This window comes from Rhizohabitans arisaemae (assembly GCF_025996515.1).
Lineage (GTDB): Bacteria > Actinomycetota > Actinomycetes > Streptosporangiales > Streptosporangiaceae > Rhizohabitans > Rhizohabitans arisaemae.
The window spans coordinates 1,764,519-1,782,256 of sequence record NZ_BLRH01000060.1 but is presented as its reverse complement, the minus strand read 5'-3'; the positions used below and the strand labels follow the sequence as shown (position 1 = coordinate 1,782,256).

At 66.7% G+C, this 17,738-nt stretch carries 16 protein-coding genes, 1 tRNA gene and 1 pseudogene; 11 read left to right on the top strand and 7 right to left on the bottom strand.

Annotated features, from left to right (window positions below):
• The first annotated feature begins 149 nt into the window (after window positions 1-149).
• The 3 genes from RUR_RS36675 to RUR_RS36665 all read left to right on the top strand — a co-directional run bounded on the left by RUR_RS36675 (window position 150) and on the right by RUR_RS36665 (window position 1,581).
• Window positions 150-521 carry a type II toxin-antitoxin system RelE/ParE family toxin gene (locus tag RUR_RS36675; RefSeq protein ID WP_346349100.1) on the top strand — a complete coding sequence of 124 codons (372 nt, stop codon included), beginning with the start codon at window positions 150-152 and terminating at the stop codon, window positions 519-521.
• Entirely contained in the window at window positions 518-853 is a 336-nt protein-coding gene (locus RUR_RS36670; protein WP_283139830.1) for a helix-turn-helix domain-containing protein, read from the top strand. The genes RUR_RS36675 and RUR_RS36670 overlap by 4 nt, the downstream gene beginning before the upstream one ends.
• A gap of 143 nt (window positions 854-996) precedes the next feature.
• Entirely contained in the window at window positions 997-1,581 is a 585-nt protein-coding gene (locus tag RUR_RS36665) for a tyrosine-type recombinase/integrase (protein ID WP_283139829.1), read from the top strand.
• 308 nt (window positions 1,582-1,889) lie between these two features.
• Here RUR_RS36665 and RUR_RS36660 read toward each other — a convergent pair.
• A pseudogene (locus RUR_RS36660) lies at window positions 1,890-2,070 on the bottom strand (IS1634 family transposase); the annotation flags it as partial.
• Between the two features lie 309 nt (window positions 2,071-2,379).
• On the opposite strand from RUR_RS36660, the gene RUR_RS36655 reads away from it, so the two are divergent.
• Entirely contained in the window at window positions 2,380-3,804 is a 1,425-nt protein-coding gene (locus tag RUR_RS36655; protein ID WP_283139828.1) for an IS1634 family transposase, read from the top strand.
• A gap of 446 nt (window positions 3,805-4,250) precedes the next feature.
• Here the strand turns inward: RUR_RS36655 and RUR_RS36650 are convergent, their stop codons facing one another.
• Together RUR_RS36650 and RUR_RS36645 are read right to left on the bottom strand one after the other, a co-directional pair.
• Window positions 4,251-4,865 carry a hypothetical protein gene (locus tag RUR_RS36650; RefSeq protein ID WP_283139827.1) on the bottom strand — a complete coding sequence of 205 codons (615 nt, stop codon included), beginning with the start codon at window positions 4,863-4,865 and terminating at the stop codon, window positions 4,251-4,253.
• Window positions 4,862-5,413, bottom strand: coding sequence for an RNA polymerase sigma factor (locus RUR_RS36645; protein WP_283139826.1), 552 nt, complete (start codon window positions 5,411-5,413; stop codon window positions 4,862-4,864). The genes RUR_RS36650 and RUR_RS36645 overlap by 4 nt, the downstream gene beginning before the upstream one ends.
• A 974-nt stretch (window positions 5,414-6,387) precedes the next feature.
• Between RUR_RS36645 and RUR_RS36640 the strand changes: the two genes are divergently transcribed.
• From RUR_RS36640 to RUR_RS36620, 5 genes are all read left to right on the top strand, one after another.
• The gene (locus tag RUR_RS36640) at window positions 6,388-6,708 is read left to right on the top strand and encodes a hypothetical protein (protein WP_283139825.1); all 321 of its coding nucleotides are present in this window, start codon (window positions 6,388-6,390) and stop codon (window positions 6,706-6,708) included.
• Between the two features lie 93 nt (window positions 6,709-6,801).
• A complete protein-coding gene (locus tag RUR_RS36635; RefSeq protein ID WP_283139824.1) occupies window positions 6,802-8,223 on the top strand; it encodes an FtsK/SpoIIIE domain-containing protein in 1,422 nt (473 codons plus the stop codon).
• Window positions 8,223-9,857: a replication initiator gene (locus RUR_RS36630; RefSeq protein ID WP_283139823.1), complete on the top strand. Its 1,635-nt coding sequence runs from the start codon at window positions 8,223-8,225 to the stop codon at window positions 9,855-9,857. The genes RUR_RS36635 and RUR_RS36630 overlap by 1 nt, the downstream gene beginning before the upstream one ends.
• 1 nt (window position 9,858) lies before the next feature.
• On the top strand, window positions 9,859-10,059 hold the full coding sequence (locus RUR_RS36625; protein WP_283139822.1) for a helix-turn-helix domain-containing protein: 201 nt from the start codon (window positions 9,859-9,861) through the stop codon (window positions 10,057-10,059).
• Complete coding sequence (locus tag RUR_RS36620; RefSeq protein WP_283139821.1) at window positions 10,059-11,414, top strand: tyrosine-type recombinase/integrase; 1,356 nt, start codon at window positions 10,059-10,061, stop codon at window positions 11,412-11,414. The genes RUR_RS36625 and RUR_RS36620 overlap by 1 nt, the downstream gene beginning before the upstream one ends.
• 78 nt (window positions 11,415-11,492) lie before the next feature.
• Here RUR_RS36620 and RUR_RS36615 read toward each other — a convergent pair.
• From RUR_RS36615 to proS, 4 genes are all read right to left on the bottom strand, one after another.
• Window positions 11,493-11,565, bottom strand: a tRNA-Lys gene (locus RUR_RS36615).
• A 192-nt stretch (window positions 11,566-11,757) separates the two neighbouring features.
• On the bottom strand, window positions 11,758-12,117 hold the full coding sequence (locus tag RUR_RS36610) for an RNHCP domain-containing protein (RefSeq protein WP_283139820.1): 360 nt from the start codon (window positions 12,115-12,117) through the stop codon (window positions 11,758-11,760).
• Window positions 12,118-12,329: 212 nt separating this feature from the next.
• Entirely contained in the window at window positions 12,330-14,660 is a 2,331-nt protein-coding gene (locus tag RUR_RS36605) for a xanthine dehydrogenase family protein molybdopterin-binding subunit (RefSeq protein WP_283139819.1), read from the bottom strand.
• A gap of 245 nt (window positions 14,661-14,905) precedes the next feature.
• Entirely contained in the window at window positions 14,906-16,336 is a 1,431-nt protein-coding gene (gene proS, locus RUR_RS36600) for a proline--tRNA ligase (RefSeq protein WP_283139818.1), read from the bottom strand.
• Window positions 16,337-16,582: 246 nt separating this feature from the next.
• Here proS and RUR_RS36595 point away from each other — a divergent pair, with 246 nt between their 5' ends.
• Both RUR_RS36595 and modA read left to right on the top strand, forming a co-directional pair.
• Window positions 16,583-16,981, top strand: coding sequence for a TOBE domain-containing protein (locus RUR_RS36595; protein ID WP_428847064.1), 399 nt, complete (start codon window positions 16,583-16,585; stop codon window positions 16,979-16,981).
• A complete protein-coding gene (gene modA / locus RUR_RS36590) occupies window positions 16,978-17,736 on the top strand; it encodes a molybdate ABC transporter substrate-binding protein (protein ID WP_346349099.1) in 759 nt (252 codons plus the stop codon). Before RUR_RS36595 ends, modA begins: the two co-directional genes overlap by 4 nt.
• Window positions 17,737-17,738: the final 2 nt, after the last annotated feature.

Below are 17,738 nucleotides of genomic sequence, written 5' to 3'. Positions count from 1 at the left end.
TTCGCTGCCAGGCCTTGTCGGTCAGCTCACCTCGTCGTACCACGAGTGATCATCTAACCGCACCCACCGTGATCATTTGTCAGACATCGCCTAATGGGCACCTGCGCCATCCCCAACCCTCCCGGTAGAGGATTTGCTACACTCTCGGTGTGGAAGAGTGGGAGATCCGCGTCACCAACGAGTTCCTAGCCTGGGTCAACGCCTTGGACGAGAAGTCCAAGGCTCAAGTGGTCGACGCCATCGACCGACTGGCCGAGGGAGGTCCCGGGCTGGGGAGGCCCCTGGTCGACCGGCTGGAAGGCTCGCAGGTCCACAACCTCAAAGAGCTGCGGCCGGGCTCGGCGGGACGCTCGGAGATTCGGGTCATCTTCGTGTTCGATCCCTGGCGTTCAGCGATCCTGCTGGTCGGCGGAGACAAATCGGGAGACTGGTCTGGCTGGTACCGGCGGGCGATCCCACAAGCCGAAGAGCTGTACGCGCAGTATGTGAAAGAACGGGAAGAAGAGGAGGGCCAGCGATGACGAACTTTCCCAAGTGGAGCGATATACGCCCCGGCATCGTCGCCGACGCCGGGGGCGAGCAGGCGGTCGCCGAAGCCCGCAAGCGCAACCAGGCCTACATCGACGGCCACCGCCTCGCCGAACGCCGTACCGCCCTGGACCTGACCCAACTTGAGGTGGCCGAGAGGATGGGCGTCACCAAGAGCCGCGTCTCCCAGATCGAACGCGGAGAGGTCTCCACCGTCGAGGCCATCGCCCGCTACGTTCAAGCGCTCGGCGGCCATCTCCAGATCTCGGCCGTCTTCGGCGACGACCTGTACATCTTGCGCGGCACCGACACCCACGCTGCGTAACTCCTGCGCACGCCTGTGGGTGCCCGAAACTCGGTCGTCGGGCTGACCTGGGGTTTGACATTCCCGTTCTTGCGGACATGATCGCTGTTCATGGCGTTGTGGCTTGTTGGAGGTCCTAACAAAATGATCTAGAGCCAAATCCCATGGCACTGCTGGTCGTTGACCTCCGCGTGAAGAAGGGCGAGCAACTGCCGTGGATCGTGCCGGACAGCCTATGGGAGCGGATCGAGCCGCTGCTGCCGAAGGTGGAGCGGCGCCGACACCACCCGGGCCGGAAACGGCTGGATGACCGGCTGGCGTTGCAGGGCCGGCGGGTCATCGCGCTGGACGGCGAGACCGTCCGGCTGCTGCGTGGCCATGAGCGGGCCGAGCGGAAGCGGCTGGGCAACGCCTGGCAGGAATCGGGGCCGATCTTCGCGCGAGCCGACGGGTCACCGCTGCGGCCGGACTTTCTCACCGTCCGGTTCCATAGGTTGGTGCACGCCAGTGGGCTCCCGCCGATCCGGTTACACGATCTGCGACACGGTACCGCGACCCTCGCCCTGGCCACCGGTTCGGATCTGCGCGTGGTCCAGGGCACGCTCGGGCACGGAAGCATCGTGGTGACCTCCGACATCCACACCACGGTGCTGCCGGAGGTGTATCACCAGTCCGCGCAGGCCATCGCGCGGTTGGTCCTGGCCAGAGCCCGCAAGACCGCCCGGAAAGCCCGGAAGGCAGCCGCCTGACCGAATGACCCAGATGTGACCCACACATGTCTCACGATCAGCAAGATACTTTCCGATACACGACGTATCAGCAGGTCAGAGTGGTGGGGCGCCTGGGACTCGAACCCAGAACCTACGGATTAAAAGACGAATTTCTTAGTGCCACTTAGTGTCGCAGGCTATCTATCATTCCATACAGATTTGCCGCCGTCAAAATGCCCGATCAGGATGTGCGATGTTGTCGCGTATCGCATGCCCATGAGCAACCACCGAGCAACCATCAGGCACCCCGTCCGGCTTTACTGAAACACGATTACCTATTCTCGACCTTGGGTTCTATCCCAAAGAAACGCCTCCACCATCAGCGGGAACCCGCTGGCATCGGGTCAGCAGGCCGATGGTGATCTGCGGGTCCAGGTGCCGCTCCATGCTGAAGCCAGGCTCGCGTAACCCGTTCCCGGCGTCAGTCTCGAAGTGCAACGTCGACAAGTTGTACTGCACAAGGGACGCAGTACGCCCTGTGGACGCCCAACATACGGGCGTCACAACTATCTTTGCCTTCACCTACAATTGGACCTTATTTTGCCTGTATCACGATGCCAGAGAGCTGATCTCTTCATTAATCTGCACCGCGCTCACCAAGCACTGGCATGGATGAGGTTTGGCAGGAGCAGTGTAACGAATCCGACGATGACTGACTCCGCGATCCTCGAGCATGCGAAGCTCGAGGTATATACCGTTTTCCGCATATGAGGATCTTTGGGATTCTTCGGTGTGTCGAGTTGGTAGCGGGCTCGGCAGTCGGCAGCCTGCTTGCGTGTGAGACAACCCGCGCAGTTCGGTGTCCCATCGGTCGAGAAACTGCTGGGGGCGTTGCCGGTGGTGGCCGGCTTCTGCTCCCGGTTGAAGATCCGTGATGTGGTCGATGATGCCTGTCCAGTGCGTGACCTGGCCGGACTCTCGCACGGGCAGGTGATCGAGACGCTGGTGGCCAACCGGCTGACCTCTCCGGCTCCGCTGGTGCATGTGCGGGAATGGGCGCGGGAATGGGCGGTGGCCGAGACGCTCGGGGTGGAGGCCGACCTGCTCAACGACGACCGGATCGGACGGGCGCCGGACGCGATCGCCCCGCACCTGGACCGGATCACCGGTTCGATCGGCCTCACCGCGATCCAGGAGTTCGGGATCGATGTGACCCGGCTGCACTGGGACATGACCTCGATCTCGATGCACGGCGCCTACCCCGACAACCAGGACGGGTTCCCGGCCGTGAGGTTCGGCCATCCCAAGGATCGCCGCCCCGACCTGAAGCAGATCCAGGCCGGAATCGCGGTCAGCGGAGATGGCGGGATCCCGGTCTTCCACCGGGCCTTCGACGGCGGAGCGGGCGAGGTCGGCCAGGTCGTCCCCGTGATGAGGGCGCTGCAGGAACTGGCAGACCGGCGCCGCATGCTGATCATCGGGGATTCCAAACTGATCTCCTACGGCAATCTGGCCGCGATGGACGGCGACGGGGTGGACTTCATCGCCCCGGCGTCCAAGACCTACGTGGCGGTGAGCGAACTTGCCGGCCTGTCCCTGGACGGCGCGACCAGGGTCGACCACACCGCTCAGCGTGACCGGGCCAAACCCGCCGACCAGCGCGGGACCTGGCATGTCCTTAAAGACGCCATGACGCTTGCCGGCCCGCGCAAACGCGACCCGGTGCTGCGCTTACGCAGGGTGTTCGTGCACTCCTCGGCCTGCGCCGGCGCCGCGGCCACCGCCCGGGCCTTGAAACTCGGCAAGGCCGCAGACGACCTGCAACGGCTGGAATGCGGCCTGGGCTCGCGGCACTACCCGACCCCCGCCGCGGTCGAAGCCCGGATCGCGGTCATCGGCAAGACCCGCAGGGTCGCCGCCTATCTCCAGACCGAGACCAGCGTGGATCCCGGCACCGGCAAATCCACCCTGGCCTGGAGCTTCGACCAGGAGGCGATGGACGCCGAAACCGCCACCGACGGCTGGTACGCCCTGCTCACCAACCTGCCCCCCGACCAGGCCGACGCCGCCGCCGTCCTGACCCTCTACAAAGGACAGGAAGCGGTCGAACGCCGCTACTCCGCCTTCAAAGGCCCCCTGGCCGTGGCGGCCCTCTACCTCAAGAACAACCGGCGCATCGCCGCCCTGGTCACCGTCATCTGCCTGGCCCTGCTCATCTTCTGCCTGATCGAACGCCAGGTCAGGCACGCCCTAGCCGGATAAGCCCAGACCAGAGTCGAGGGCCTGTATGCCGAACGAGCGGCCATCCCCACCGGCAAGCTCATCCTCGACGCACTCGCCACCATGAAGATCATTCCCGGCAACGGCCAGGACCCGCCGATCATCCCGCAACCGACAGCCCTCCAACTCCGCTTGCTCGACCTCCTCGACACCGACCCTCGGCAGCTTCGCTGACGATCATCGATGCGCGGAAAACGGGGGCTAGACACCGTCACGATCACCGTTCAGGGGCACGCCCCTCCCCACGACACGCGAACGCGCGCGAACAGGCGTGGGGACTGAAAACTGGCCACCAGTGGTGACCTCAACCTGGCCACCTGCGGCTACTTTTACACGGCCACGGACAGCGCGCCCGGCCTGCTCTCGCAGGCCGGGCCACTGTCGCCGCCGCTAAGTAAGCCCGCGGCGGCTGCCGTGCTCAGCCGAGATCAGCGTCCCACGGACGTCGAAGGCGCGGGACCTCCGCGCAGCTGATAGTGCGCGTCGACGACGGTGCAGGGCATTACTTTGCCGGTGATCAGCAGGCGGCGGAACACCAACCTGGCCCGTGGTCCCTCGGGGGCGGGGCCGGATTCGGAGATCTCCATGAGCAGGGTCTGGCCGTTGCTGATGTACTGGGGATGGATAGCGACATTGTTTTCGTCGGTCACCTCGGCCACCTTCTCGTGGACGGAGTTCATCCACTCCTGGGGCGTCGTCGGCCACTCGCCCCCAACAAGCTGGCCCCGGTCCTTCTGGCAGCCTTTTCCAGGCTTGAGATACGTGATGTCGGCGGGGACACCCATCTTGGCGAGGTCCAACTCCAGCTTGTCTGCGCCCTTGAACTCCTTGATCTGCACGCTGATCGTGCCGTCGGTGTCCTTGGTCACCGCGTACGCCGGGCTCTGCATGCCCGTCAGCAGTGGTACCACGATGGCCGCCGCAGCGGCGAGCCCGGCCACCGCCGCTCCCACGAACACGCGGCGAACAGTACGGCGGCGGCGTTCGGCCCGCGCGGCGAATTCGACTTTCAGATCCATCAGCACCTGCTCCTCGAAACTCATTTACCGGTTCCTTCCATGACGAAGGGCAGTTCTTTGAGCGTTCGGCGGGCGCGGTGCAGCCGTACCATGGCGGTCCCCGACCGGATGCCGAGGGAGTTCGCGGCTTCGGTGACCGTCAGCTGATCGAGGACGACCAACTCCAGCACGGCGCGTTCCCCCTCGGGCAGCCGGGCCATGGCCTGGAAGGCCCGCCGGGCAGGCTGCTCCGCGTCGATGCGCTCCTCCAGCCGGGCGATGTCATCGCTGTCCAGCGGCCGTCGCCTGCTCACGCGGTCGGTCAGCTGGGACTCCCTCAACGACCTGCGCCGCTCAGCTGAGAGCGTGTTGCGTGCTACTCCGTACAGCCAGGCGACCTCGCTGCCCCGTCCCGGCCGGTAAGTATGAGCGGACTCCATCACCGCCAGAAACACATCCGCCACCAGGTCGGCGACCATATGGGGGTCATCGACCCGGCGGGCGAGGAATCGCGTGATCCCTTCCACGTGCCGCCGGTAGAAGGCCTCGAACGCCACAGAGTCTGTGGCGAACTCCGCCTGTTTACGACGCACCGGCCATGCTCCCTTCGTCGATCTACGCCCATACTTGGTAGGAAGCGACCAAAGGCTTACAAGCGGACGTCGTGGACGCCTGCCCGAGAGGTGGTGAGTACTGGCTGGGAGCAGCGCTGCATGACGGTTTGATGCAGTACTGCCGATTGTGGTTTCGTTAGAGATCCTGCGATCTTGGGGCCTTGCGATGCCATCGCCACTACAGCGAGGGGTCAAATCAATGCAGCAGGTGAAGCAGGCCACCACCCCCATAACCCGCAATTCAGATCACCTTGTCGCAGCACCCAGCCCAGAGTCGGCGTCGCCATGCACAGCAACGGGAACTCGGACCTCCACCAGCGGCCTGACACCACTCGGGCCTTCCCAGACACCTGCTCCGCGGTCCTAAAACCAGGACGAACCAGATTCGGAAACCCCCGAAACGACAAGATCCCGCCCGATCGCGATGATCAGACGGGATCCCGTCAAACTTCAGTCCAGCCGTCTCATGAACGGCCCTGGGTGGGGTGTTCACAAGAGTGTGCAGCCTGCCCGGAATGGGCCCGCCGGAAGATCGCTTCCCGCGTAAGGAACGATCGTTTCCCGAACCAGTCGGCGTGGTCGGCCCTTGCACGGCACCGCTCAATTACGTCAGCCCCGAGCAGAGTGACATTATCTGGTGCTGGATGTCGAACCGATTCATCCCTCCTGTCCATCGCCCGCCGGTGCGCCGAACCACGCCGTCAGTGCACGGCGCAGCCCTGCCGAACGGCATCCAGTCGGCGCGAGGGTGCTCATGCACACTCAGGCGCAGTCAGCCCTGATGGCGCCCGGCCCCGAGGTCACCGCCCTGCGGGAGCTGTTCGGCCACCTGCTCGGAGAAGACCACCTGCTGCGCGGCATCGCCGAGATGCTGCACGGCTCGGACGTCCGCTACGACATGGAGGCCGCCCGGCCACACCCGCTGATCGGCCGGTTTCCAAGGAGGCGGCGGCGTGAGCGGCCACGACCCCTACACCTATGTGACGGCAACGATCGGGAACGGCCGTACGCGCCTGGACGTGAGCTTTCACACGGCCAAGCTGGACGTCCACGCCTTCGTGGTCGGCAACCGGCGGCCGTGCCTGGACCTGTCCAGCGAGGAAGCCCTGGTGTCGATCACCACGACGGGATGCGGGCAGCCAGTCACCGAACAGGACGTGGCCCTGGCGCGGAAGATCTTCAACGCGGCTGCCCGTTACCTGGCCGACTGCGAACGGCTCCACGCCGCACAGCAGACGGACGCGCTGACCGCGCTGGAGCCGGACGCGGCCTGACCTCGGGCGGGGCCGCTGGAAGCGCCAACTTCCCGCGGCCCCCGATCACTTCTCTCCCAAGACATCCCGATCTTTGAAAGAGGTGTTCAGTTTATGCTGCGCAAACTTCCCGGGGACTACACCAAGGATCTGGTGTCGACCACGCCGACATCGGTGGTGTTTCAGCCGACCGTGGTCAAGACCCCCCGCTGGCTGACCGTGCTGTCCCTGGTGTGGCGGGCCTGCTCGGGTCTGGTCGGCTCGATGCTGGCTCACCCGATCGTGTGGGGGCTGGCCGTCGCCCTGGCCGTGCTGGTCTGGTACACCGGCTGGCTGGCCTCCCTGCTCCTGGTGGTCGCGGTGGTTGCCGGGCTCCTGGTGTGGCGGCGCCTGGACCGTGGCCGGTTCGATCGGTGGATCGGCTGGCGCCTGCTGGGGTTCTGGCGGTGGCTGTGGGTCTACCGCCGTCACTGGCAACCCGTCATGGTCGTGTCCGGACTGGCCGCCCGTATCGGCGGACGCGAATACCTCCCGACCCTGGTCAAGGTCCGCTGTACCCCGGTGGCCGACGTGGTGATGGTCAAGATGCTCCACGGCCAACCCCTGTCGGCCTGGGCCGAACGCTCCGAGCACCTGGCGCACGGCTTCAGCGCCAAATACTGCCGGGTGCGTTCGGTCAAGCCGGGTACGGCGGTGCTGACCCTGCCGCACACCGATCTTCTGGCCTCGGTCGTCCCTGCGCTCCCGATCCCCGAACAGGTGAACCTCAAGGCCGTTGCGGTCGGGCGGTGCGACGACGGGCAGACGCTGAAACTGAAGGTCCACGGAACCCACGTCCTGATCGTCGGCGCCACGGGCGCGGGCAAGGGGTCGTGGCTGTGGTCAACCATCCGGGGGATGCTTCCCGCGATCCGGGACGACCTTGTGCAGGTGTGGGCGCTCGACCCCAAGCTGATGGAGCTGTCCTACGGGCGGCGCCTGTTCCACCGCTACGCCTCCTCCCCTGAGGACTGCGCGGAGCTGCTCGAAAACGCGGTGGAGGTGATGCAGGCGCGGGCGGAACGGATGGCCGGCAAGGTGCGCGACCACACCCCCACACCCGAGTCGCCGTTCCTGCTGGTGATCGTCGATGAGGTCGCGTTCCTGACCGCCTACCAGCAGGACAAGGGTCTCAAAGCGCGGGTGAACGCGACGCTCGCGACGCTGACCACACAGGGTCGGGCGGTCGGGGTCGGGGTCATGGCGGCTCTTCAGGACCCGCGCAAGGATGTGATCAGCATTAGGAATCTGTTCCCCGACAAGATCGCGCTCCGGCTGGACGAGTCGGAACAGGTCGACATGGTGCTCGGTGACGGGGCGCGGGACCGTGGCGCGCTGGCCGACCAGATTTCCCCTCGGCCGCAGATCGGGGCCGGTGTCGGGTACCTGCGGCTGGAAACCGATCCCGAACCGGTGCGGGCACGCGCGGCCTACGTCACCGATGCCGACATCCGGCAGATGGAGGCCGAGTACGGGATTCCGGGTGAGACGGCCTGATGACCGCGACCGAGCCGACATCGGCGCAGATTCGGCGGGTCCCCCGTGCGGTGCGGGCCGCGATGCCGGTGGCCCTGGACGTCGTCGTGGAAGCCGCCAAACAGAACGGGGTGTGCACCCGTCCACTGGAGTTCGAACGCCTCGACCTTCACGGCGGCCGTACCGAACGGGTGCTGATCCCCTGCGGCGCACGGCTGGCAAGCGTCTGCGAACCCTGCGCCAGACAGGCCGCGACCCTGAGGCGGGCACAGTGCCGGGAAGGCTGGCACCTGGCCGTCGAACCGGTCGCGGACCGCGACGTCCCCAACGACCATCAAATGTTCCTCGCGACAGAGCGAGCCGACGCGCAACGGCTCCTCGATCGTGCACACCAGGACGGCGGCGACACGGCGACCTATCAAGAGGTCGTCGAGCTGCTGGACGGCGACCTCAACGCCGCTGGGGTACGGGGACGGCTCGCCCTGGAGACTCCGGCTCGGCGGGCCCGGTCGACCAGGCGTCGCCAGGATGCCCCCGACCTGCCTCGGCGGCGGGTCGAACCCCGCACGGTCGGCCGGACCTACACCGGTGCGGACGGGCGGGGCTACCGGCCAAGCCTGTTCGTCACCCTCACCTGCGACACCTACGGCAAGGTGAAGGCCGACGGGACACCGGTCAACCAGGACACCTACGACTACCGGCGGGCTGCGAGGGACGCGATCCACTTCCCCCGGGTCGTGGACCGGTTCGTGCAGAACCTGCGTCGGGTCGCCGGTTTCGACGTCCAATACTTCGCCGCGGTGGAGCCGCAACGGCGGCTGGCTCCTCACCTGCATCTCGCGATGCGGGGGACCATGCCCCGGGCCGACGTGAAGGCGGTGGCCGCGGCGACCTACCACCAAGTCTGGTGGCCCTCTGCCGACGTGGTCCGCTTCGCGGGGGATCACCTGCCGGTCTGGGCGGAAGGCGCCGGCTACCTCGACCCCGACACCGGTGAGGTCCTGCCCACCTGGGATGAGGCCCTTGACGACCTCGACGACGACCCGGACGCCGTACCGTTCCACGTCGTCAGGCTCGGGCCGCAGGTCGACGTCAAAGGGGTGCTTGCCGGATCGCCGGATGCGGGCCGGTGTCTCTCCTACCTGTCCAAGTACCTGACCAAGTCGGTGGCCGACTGCCACGAACCGGACACCGACGCTCAACGGCGGCACGTGGAACGGCTCATGGACGTGCTGCGGTATGAGCCGTGCTCGCCCTCGTGCCCCAACTGGCTGCGCTACGGGGTGCAGCCCAAAGATGCCAAGCCGGGCATGGCTCCGGGCCGGTGCCGCGGTAAGGCGCACAAGCCCGCGCACCTGGGCTACGCGGGGCGGCGGGTGCTGGTGTCCCGCAAATGGTCCGGCAAGACCCTGGCAGAGCATCGGGCGGACCGTCGCGCCTGGGTGCTGGAACAACTCGGCGTTGCCGTCGACTCGGACCACGACCCGGACCGGTACCTGTGGCGGCCGATCGACCCGGGAAGCCCGAAAGCCTCCCCGTTGGCTGCTCGGCTGCTGCGCGCGATCGCTGATCGGCAACGATGGCGCGCTCAACTCCAGGCCGTACAGGACGGTCAACCACCAACCGACATCCCGGCAACACGAGAGGCGGCCTGACATGGAGCAACTGTTCTACCGGCCCAAGGATGCCGCGCTCATGCTCGGTGTCAGCCGTACGGCGGTCTTCCGGTTGATCAAGACCGGCGAACTCAAGTCGGTCAAGGAAGACGGCTACCGTCTCGTTCCGGGGTGGGCGCTGCGCGAGTTCGCCCGTGCCCTGGAGACCAAGGCGGGACTGATCCGGGATGAGGCGGCCTGATGGCAGGCAGGAAGCCCAATAATCGATCCTCGATCTACCTCGGCAGTGACGGTAAGTGGCACGGCTGGGTCACGATGGGGCTCAAGGACGACGGCACACCTGATCGTCGGCATCGTGAGGGCAAGACAGAAACCGAAGTCACCGCGAAGGTTCGAGAGCTGGAGAAGGAGCGGGATTCGGGGAAGACCACCAAGCCGGGCAAGGTGCCGACCGTCCGGGAGTGGATGCGAACGTACCTGGATGAGATCGCGCCACTACGTGTGAGTCAGCTGACGCTTGACAGCACCTACCGGCCCAAGGTCGAGCGGTGGATCATCCCACGGCTTGGGGCTCATCGGCTCGATCGGCTTCGACCCGAACATCTGGACCCCTTCTACGCCGGTTTGGCCAAAGAGGGCCTTGCCCTGAATACGATCTTGCAAATCCATCGGATCCTGTCACGCGCTCTCAAGATCGCTGTACGGCGTGAGCTGATCGCGCGCAACGTCTGCGGGATGATCGACGCTCCCCCCGGTGAAGAGTCGGAGATTGAGCCGCTATCGCGGGATGAAGCCCAAGACATCCTCGATCTGGTCAAGGAACGCCGGAACGGCACGCGTTGGTCCGTGGCGCTCGCCCTGGGGCTCCGGCAAGCCGAGTCGCTCGGGCTGCGGTGGAAGTACGTGGACCTGGTCAAGGGAACGGTCCGGGTCTTCTGGCAACTGAAGCGTCTCCGGTACCGGCACGGCTGCGCAGACCCCCACGCCTGCGGGGCTCGGCTGCACCGCTACCCCTGCCCGAAGGAATGCCCCAAAGCCAAGCGCACATCCGGTCGGCGGCATCACTGCCTCGTCGCATGCCGCAAGAACTGCACCCAACACCAGGGAAAGTGTCCGGTCATCTGCCCGTCTGACTGCGCCAAGCACGCGAAGGCATGTCCGGGTCGTGTCGGAGGGTGGACGTTCGTCAGGCCGAAGGGGAAGGCAAGACGCACCATCGCCCTACCACCACCCTTGGTGGGGCTCCTGAAACTCCACAAGGAAGCACAGCGGCTCGAACGTGAGGCGGCTGGGGAGAAGTGGAATGACTGGGATCTGGTCTGGTGCACCGCGTACGGCAACCCCATCGATCCCGGCGACGATTGGGACGAGTGGAAGACGATTCTCGAACTGGCCGAGGTGGAGAAGGATGCCCGGGTACACGACGCGCGGCATACCGCTGCAACGCTGCTCCTGGAGCTGGGGGTGGACATCCGGGTGATTCAGGCAATCCTTGGGCACTCCCAGTTGACCACGACCAAGCGCTACACCCATGTCACTGAGACGCTTGCCGTTGAGGCGGCGGCACGGATGGGGCGAGCGCTGCTGGACGGCTGACAGGCGAACTGCAACGGAGAATGCAACTGGGCAGATTTCCCGATCATGAAGACGGGGAGTCTGCCCAGTTCAATGAGGTGGGGCGCCTGGGACTCGAACCCAGAACCTACGGATTAAAAGTCCGCAGCTCTGCCAATTGAGCTAACACCCCGCACGACGCAGGATACCGAGCCTGACTCCTTCGCCGCGACTGGCTATCGGGTGAGGGTAGGGGCCGGTGCGCCTGCCGTGGGCGGACCTGGTTGTGATCCGCCCAGGTAACTCTAGCGGACCCTGGTCGTTGTGCCTTCGCACGTATCTGTATGGACGGTGTGGCCTCGGGAAAGGTTCCCGAGGCCACGGGTTACAGCCGGGCCAGCCAGTCCATGGGGAACGGCGGCTGGGCCAGTGGGGCGACGGCGAGCCGCATCAGGCTGAGCGGGTTGTCGTCGCCGGCGATGCGGTTGGCGTCGAGGGTGCCGCAGGCGTTGCAGCGGTGGACGATCGCCCATTCGCCGTTGGGGCGTACCTGGATGGCGATGGGTGCCATCGACGCGTCGCAGTCGGCGGCGCGGTCGCCGGGGGTGTTGTCGAGGTGTCTGCTCCACAGGCAGGTGGGGCAGTGGTTGCGGTGTGCTGTGCCGGGGGCGTCCATGGAGACGTCGAGGCGGCAGTTGAGACAGCGGAATGAGCTTGTCCGGTTCCGGGTGCGGTTGCGCGACACGGAGGACCTACCTTCGGGGTGACGGTTGATGTGCGTGGTCACCTGTGCTGTCGGGCGCACACGAAGGTCAGATCAGCATGCGAAAGATCACCCTCGGCGGGTACCGGCGGGGTGCTGATCCGTTCGAGGACACGCGACAGCGGCCTCGGTGCCCGCGGGCATCAACATCCCCCCTCCCATGACTAGTGTTCCAAAGCACTCAAACATGGACATCACTGTGATCGCAAATCAATTTCCCGGAGGGCCGACCAGACGGCGGCGGGGGTCATCGGAGTCCGGGTGATCAGTTCGGCGATCTCGGGTACGGCTGCCGCGATCGCGTTGCCGATCGCGGCGGGAGGCCCGACCGTTCCGCCCTCCCCCACGCCTTTCATCCCGCCCGGCGTGATGGGGGAAGGCGTACACAGCAGGCTGAGGTCGACATCCGGTGTCTCCCGCGCGGTCGGCGGAAGATAATCCGAGAAACCGGTGCCTATCGGCTGTCCGTCGGCGGAGTAGACGATCTCTTCGGTCAGCGCCATGCCGATCCCCTGGGCGATGCCGCCGCGCAGCTGGCCTTCCACGATCGCCGGGTTGACCACGACCCCCGCGTCGTAGACCAGCCAATACCCCTCCACCTCGACGGCGCCGGTCTCGACGTCGACGGCGACCGCTGCCGCGTGCACGCCGTACGAATACGTGTACTGGGTGGGATCGTAGGCGACCCGTTCCTCCAGCCCGGGCGGCATGTCTTCGGGGAGGTCCCAGCCGCGCCACGCCGACTTCGCGATCTCAGGGAAGGTACGGCGTGCGCCGGGATCCCCTTTGACTTGTACGGCGTCCGCCACGAGCTCCAGGTCGTCGGGTGAGACCTCCAGCTGATGCGCGGCGACGGCGATCAGCTTCTCCCGGAGCCGTTCGGACGCCTGGATCAGCGCTCCCCCGCCGACGACGAGGGAGCGGCTGGCGATGGAGCCGACGGGCGAGTACGGCGAGATCGCGGTGTCGCCGAGGAGGACGCGTACCCGCTCCAGCCGTACGCCCACCTGATCGGCGGCGAGCTGGGCGAGGGTGGTCTCGATACCCTGGCCCATGCCGACGACCCCGGCGGCGACGACGACCGAGGCGTCCGGCTCCATCCGCACGATCGCGGTCTCGAAGCCGCCGGCCTGAATGCCTGCGTACCTCAGCTCCGCGGACGGGCCCAGGCCGGTGATCTCCACGTGGGAGGCGTAGCCGATGCCCCGGCGCCGCCCGTCGGCCGAGTGGCCGGACCAGCCCGTGGTCATTTCGCGCAGCAGGCGAAACGCGGAGGGGTAGTCGCCGGAGTCGTAGTTCTGGTGGACGCGGGTGCGATGGGGCATCTCGTCAGAGCGAACGAGGTTCCGCAGCCGGAGTTCGACCGGGTCGAGGCCGAGGCGCCGCGCCGCCTCGTCGACAAGTCGTTCCCGCACCCAGGTGGCCTCGGGCTGGCCGAACCCGCGGTACGAGCCGGTGGGCGTGGTCGTGGTCACCGCCGCCCGGATCCGCGCCCCGGCGTACGGGAAACGGTAGAGGCCCGGAAGGCTTACCGCACTCACCGCAAACGGTGAGATCCCCACATTCGAGGGATGCCCCCCAAGATCGCCCAAAATATCGGCATAAATCGAGATAAAGCTGCCTGTGGAATCGAGGGCGAGGAACGCCCGGTGTACGGCGTCCCGAGCGGGCAGCATCGCGGTGAAGTGCTCGCTCCGCGACTCCGTCCATTTCACCGGCCGCTTCAGCCGCTTGCTCGCGAGGCAGACCAGCAGTTCGTCGGGATAGAGGTGTTCCTTCCCGCCGAAGCCTCCCCCGACGTCGCACCCGTACACCCGGACCTGGTCGTAGCCGAGGCCGAGCGCGTCGGCGGCCTCGTCCCGTACGACATGGGGGGACTGCGTGGAGGCCCAGACGGATAGGGAACCCTGCTCCCAGGAGGCCACGATCCCCCTCGGCTCGATCGGTGCGGGACCCACCCGGCCCAATCGGAAGGTCATTTCCACGATGTGCGCCGACCCGTCCGCCGCGGCCCGGCAGTCCGCGTCCGAGTCGCCGATCCCGAAGTCGGTGACGAGATTGGTCCCCCACTCCGGGTAGAGCAGCGGCGCCCCCTCGGCGATCGCGTTCTCCACCCCGACCACCGCGGGCAGTTCCTCGAAGTCGAAGCCGAGGAGCTGAGCCGCGTCCTGTGCCTCCTCCGGGGATCGGGCGACCACGACGGCCAGGGGCTGCCCGGCGTACCTGATCCGCTCGTCCAGCACCGGATAGGAGACCTCCGGCTGGCCGGGGGCGAGGGTGGTGCACGGCAGCCGTATCCCCTGGGTGTCCGCGGCGACGATCACGTCGAGCACCCCGGGTGCCTTCCGGGCGGCCGTGGTGTCGCAGCCGGTCAGACTGCCGTGCGCGATCGGGCTCCGGACCATCGCCGCGTACACCGTACCGGGCGGTCTGACGTTGTGAACGTAGTTCGCCTCCCCGGTCAGGAGCCGGCCGTCCTCCCGGCGGGGAGCCCGGGTACCGATGTAGCGAGGCGCATCGCTCATGCCTTCGATTGTGAACGCTCGGCCAACCCGCGCCAATGGCCGACCGCGGAGTCCTCCTCCGCCGTCTTCACGAACGAGGCCCCCTTGGACGAGGCACTCGCCCTGACCTCATTCCACGGCTTCGGACCGGCCCTGTCGATCTGGACCGCCTTCCTGGACATGGCGAGGCGGCAAGGCCTCCGGCTACCAACAGCCGGCTTGGGCACGTATTCCGACCTTGAGAACACCCGGCTCAGGCGAGCGGGTCAGTAGGCCCGTCCGAAGATCACGCGCTTGCCGTACTCGGATGGGGTGTCGCATCGGACGCACCGGCCGGACCCCGCCTCGGCGTCCAGCGGCACGCAGCGCGGGGTTGCCGCGGTATCGGCCTTGATCTCGTCCTCACAGGACGGTTGGCCGCAGTGGAAGGCTCGAGCCCATCCGGTCGCGACCGCCTCGGCGAACTCGCCCCACGAGTGCACCGTGACCGTACGACGGTCGCGGAACTCGGTGGCCCGCCGCAACAGGAACGCCTGGAAATCCTCCAGCACACCGGCGACGATCTGCGGCGCGTTCTCCAGCGGGATGCTCTCCTTGCCCTCGCCGAGGCGCCGGGCCATCACCGCGGTGCCCGCCTCCAGGTCGCGCGGCCCGAGCTCCAATCGGACCGGCACGCCGCACATCTCCCACTCGTTGAACCGGAACCCGGGCGAGAGCTGGGGCCGATCGTCGACGTGGACCCGCAGACCGGCGCCGCGCAGCCGTACGGCAAGATCCCGGGCGGCCTCCGCCGCCGTCTCGCCCCGCCCGATCGGGACGATCACCACCTGGTACGGCGCCAGGCGCGGGGGCAGCACGAGACCTTTGTCGTCGCCGTGCGTCATGATGACGCCGCCGATCATGCGGGTGGACATGCCCCAGGAGGTGGTGTGACACAGCTCCGCTTTGCCGTCCGCGCCGGTGTAGGCGATCTCGAAGGCGCGGGCGAAATTGGTGCCCATGTAGTGGGATGTGCCCGCCTGCAGCGCCCGCCCGTCACGCATCATGCCTTCGATCGTGAAGGTCTTCTTCGCCCCCGCGAAACGCTCTCCCGGGGTCTTCTCACCTGGAACGACGGGGATCGCGGCGAGGTCGCGGGCGACTTCCTGATACATCGTCAGGGCGAGCATCGTCTCGGCCATCGCGTCGGCCTCGTCGGCGTGCGCGGTGTGGCCCTCCTGCCACAGGAACTCCGTCGTCCGCAGGAACATGCGGGGCCGCAGCTCCCAGCGCACCACATTGGCCCACTGGTTGAGCAGGAGAGGGAGGTCTCGGTGCGAGGAGATCCACTTGGCCATCATCTCGCCGATGATCGTCTCCGAGGTCGGCCGGACGACGAGAGGCTCATCCAGCTGCTTGCCGCCCGCGTGGGTGACGACCGCGAGCTCGGGTGAGAAGCCCTCGACGTGTTCGGCCTCCCGGCGCAGGTAGCCCTCGGGGATCAGCATCGGGAAGTAGGCGTTCTGGTGACCCGTCGCCTTGATCTTGGCGTCGAGGTCCGCCTGCAGCAGCTCCCAGAGCGCGTAGCCATACGGTCGGATCACCATCGTGCCCTTGGCCGGGCCTCGATCCACCAGCTTGGCCTTGACGACCAGCTCGTTGTACCAGGCTGAGAAATCCTCGCTCTGCGGAGTCACTCCGCGTTCGTCACGTGCCACGGAAGGAGGCTACTGGCTCTTCGTGACGCACGTCCGCTCACTTTGCCGCACGGCGCTGTCAAGGATCGCGACTTATCCCCTTATGTGAGGCGTCAGCGGTAGCCATCGATCAACTGTCGACCCTGGAGGAGCCTGCGTCGATCATTCATCACAGATGCCAGGGCAATCAGCCAAACATATGGGCATTTACCAACCTAGGTCACCATTGAAACTTGATTCTGCGTGAGTAAGCTCCCATACGTGACGATGTTTCGGATCGGCGATGCGGCCGAGCTGCTCGGGGTCAGCCCGGACACCATTCGCCGGTGGGTGGACGCCGGACGTCTTCCCGCCACCCGGGACGAGCACGGGCATCGGATCGTGGCGGGCACCGATCTCGCCGCGTTCGCCCGGGCCCAGGTCGGGGCGGAGAGCGGCTCGGGGCACTCCTCGGCACGCAACCGCCTGCGCGGAATCGTGACCGAGGTGGTGCGGGACACGGTGATGGCCCAAGTGGAGATCGCCGCCGGCCCGTTCCGCGTGGTCTCGCTGATGAGCCGGCAGGCCGCCGACGAGCTCGGCCTTGAGGTCGGGGTCGTGGCGTTCGCAGTGATCAAGTCCACCAACGTCGTCGTGGAGATCCCCCCAGGCAAGGAGTCCCGTTGATCAAACGTCTTATCGGAGCGGCGGCAGCCCTCGTCCTCACCGTGGCCCTCGCCGGATGTGGCTCCTCTTCCGACGCCGGCTCAGGCGGAGGCGGCGACAAGGAACTCGTGGTGTTCGCCGCCGCCTCGCTCACCGAGTCGTTCACCGAGATCGGCAAGCTCTTCGAGAAGGAGCACGCCGGCACCACGGTGCGGTTCAACTTCGCCGCCAGCTCGGCCCTCGCCCAGCAGATCGTCCAGGGGGCTCCCGCGGACGTCTTCGCCGCGGCCAGCCCGGCCACGATGGGCCAGGTGCCGAATGTCTCGCCTGAGGTGTTCGTCAAGAACAGCCTCATCATCGCGGTCCCCAAGGGGAACCCCGCCAAGATCACATCGCTGAAGGACCTCACCGACCCCTCGGTGAAGGTGGCGCTCTGCGCCGAGCAGGTCCCCTGTGGCGCGGCCGCGGTGAAGGCGCTCAAGGCCGCCGGTATCACCGTCAAGCCGGTCACCCTGGAGCAGGACGTCAAGGCCACCCTGACCAAGGTGGAGCTCGGTGAGGTCGACGCGGCCCTCGTCTACCGTACGGACGTGAAGTCGGCGGCGGGCAAGGTCGACGGGATCGAGTTCCCCGAGTCGGCGCAGGCGATCAACGACTATCCCATCGCGGTGCTCCCGAAGGCTCCGCAGCCGGAACTCGCCAAGCAGTTCGTCGCCCTCGTCCGCTCCGAGCAGGGGCGGAGCATCCTGACCCGGGTCGGTTTCGACCTTCCCTGACC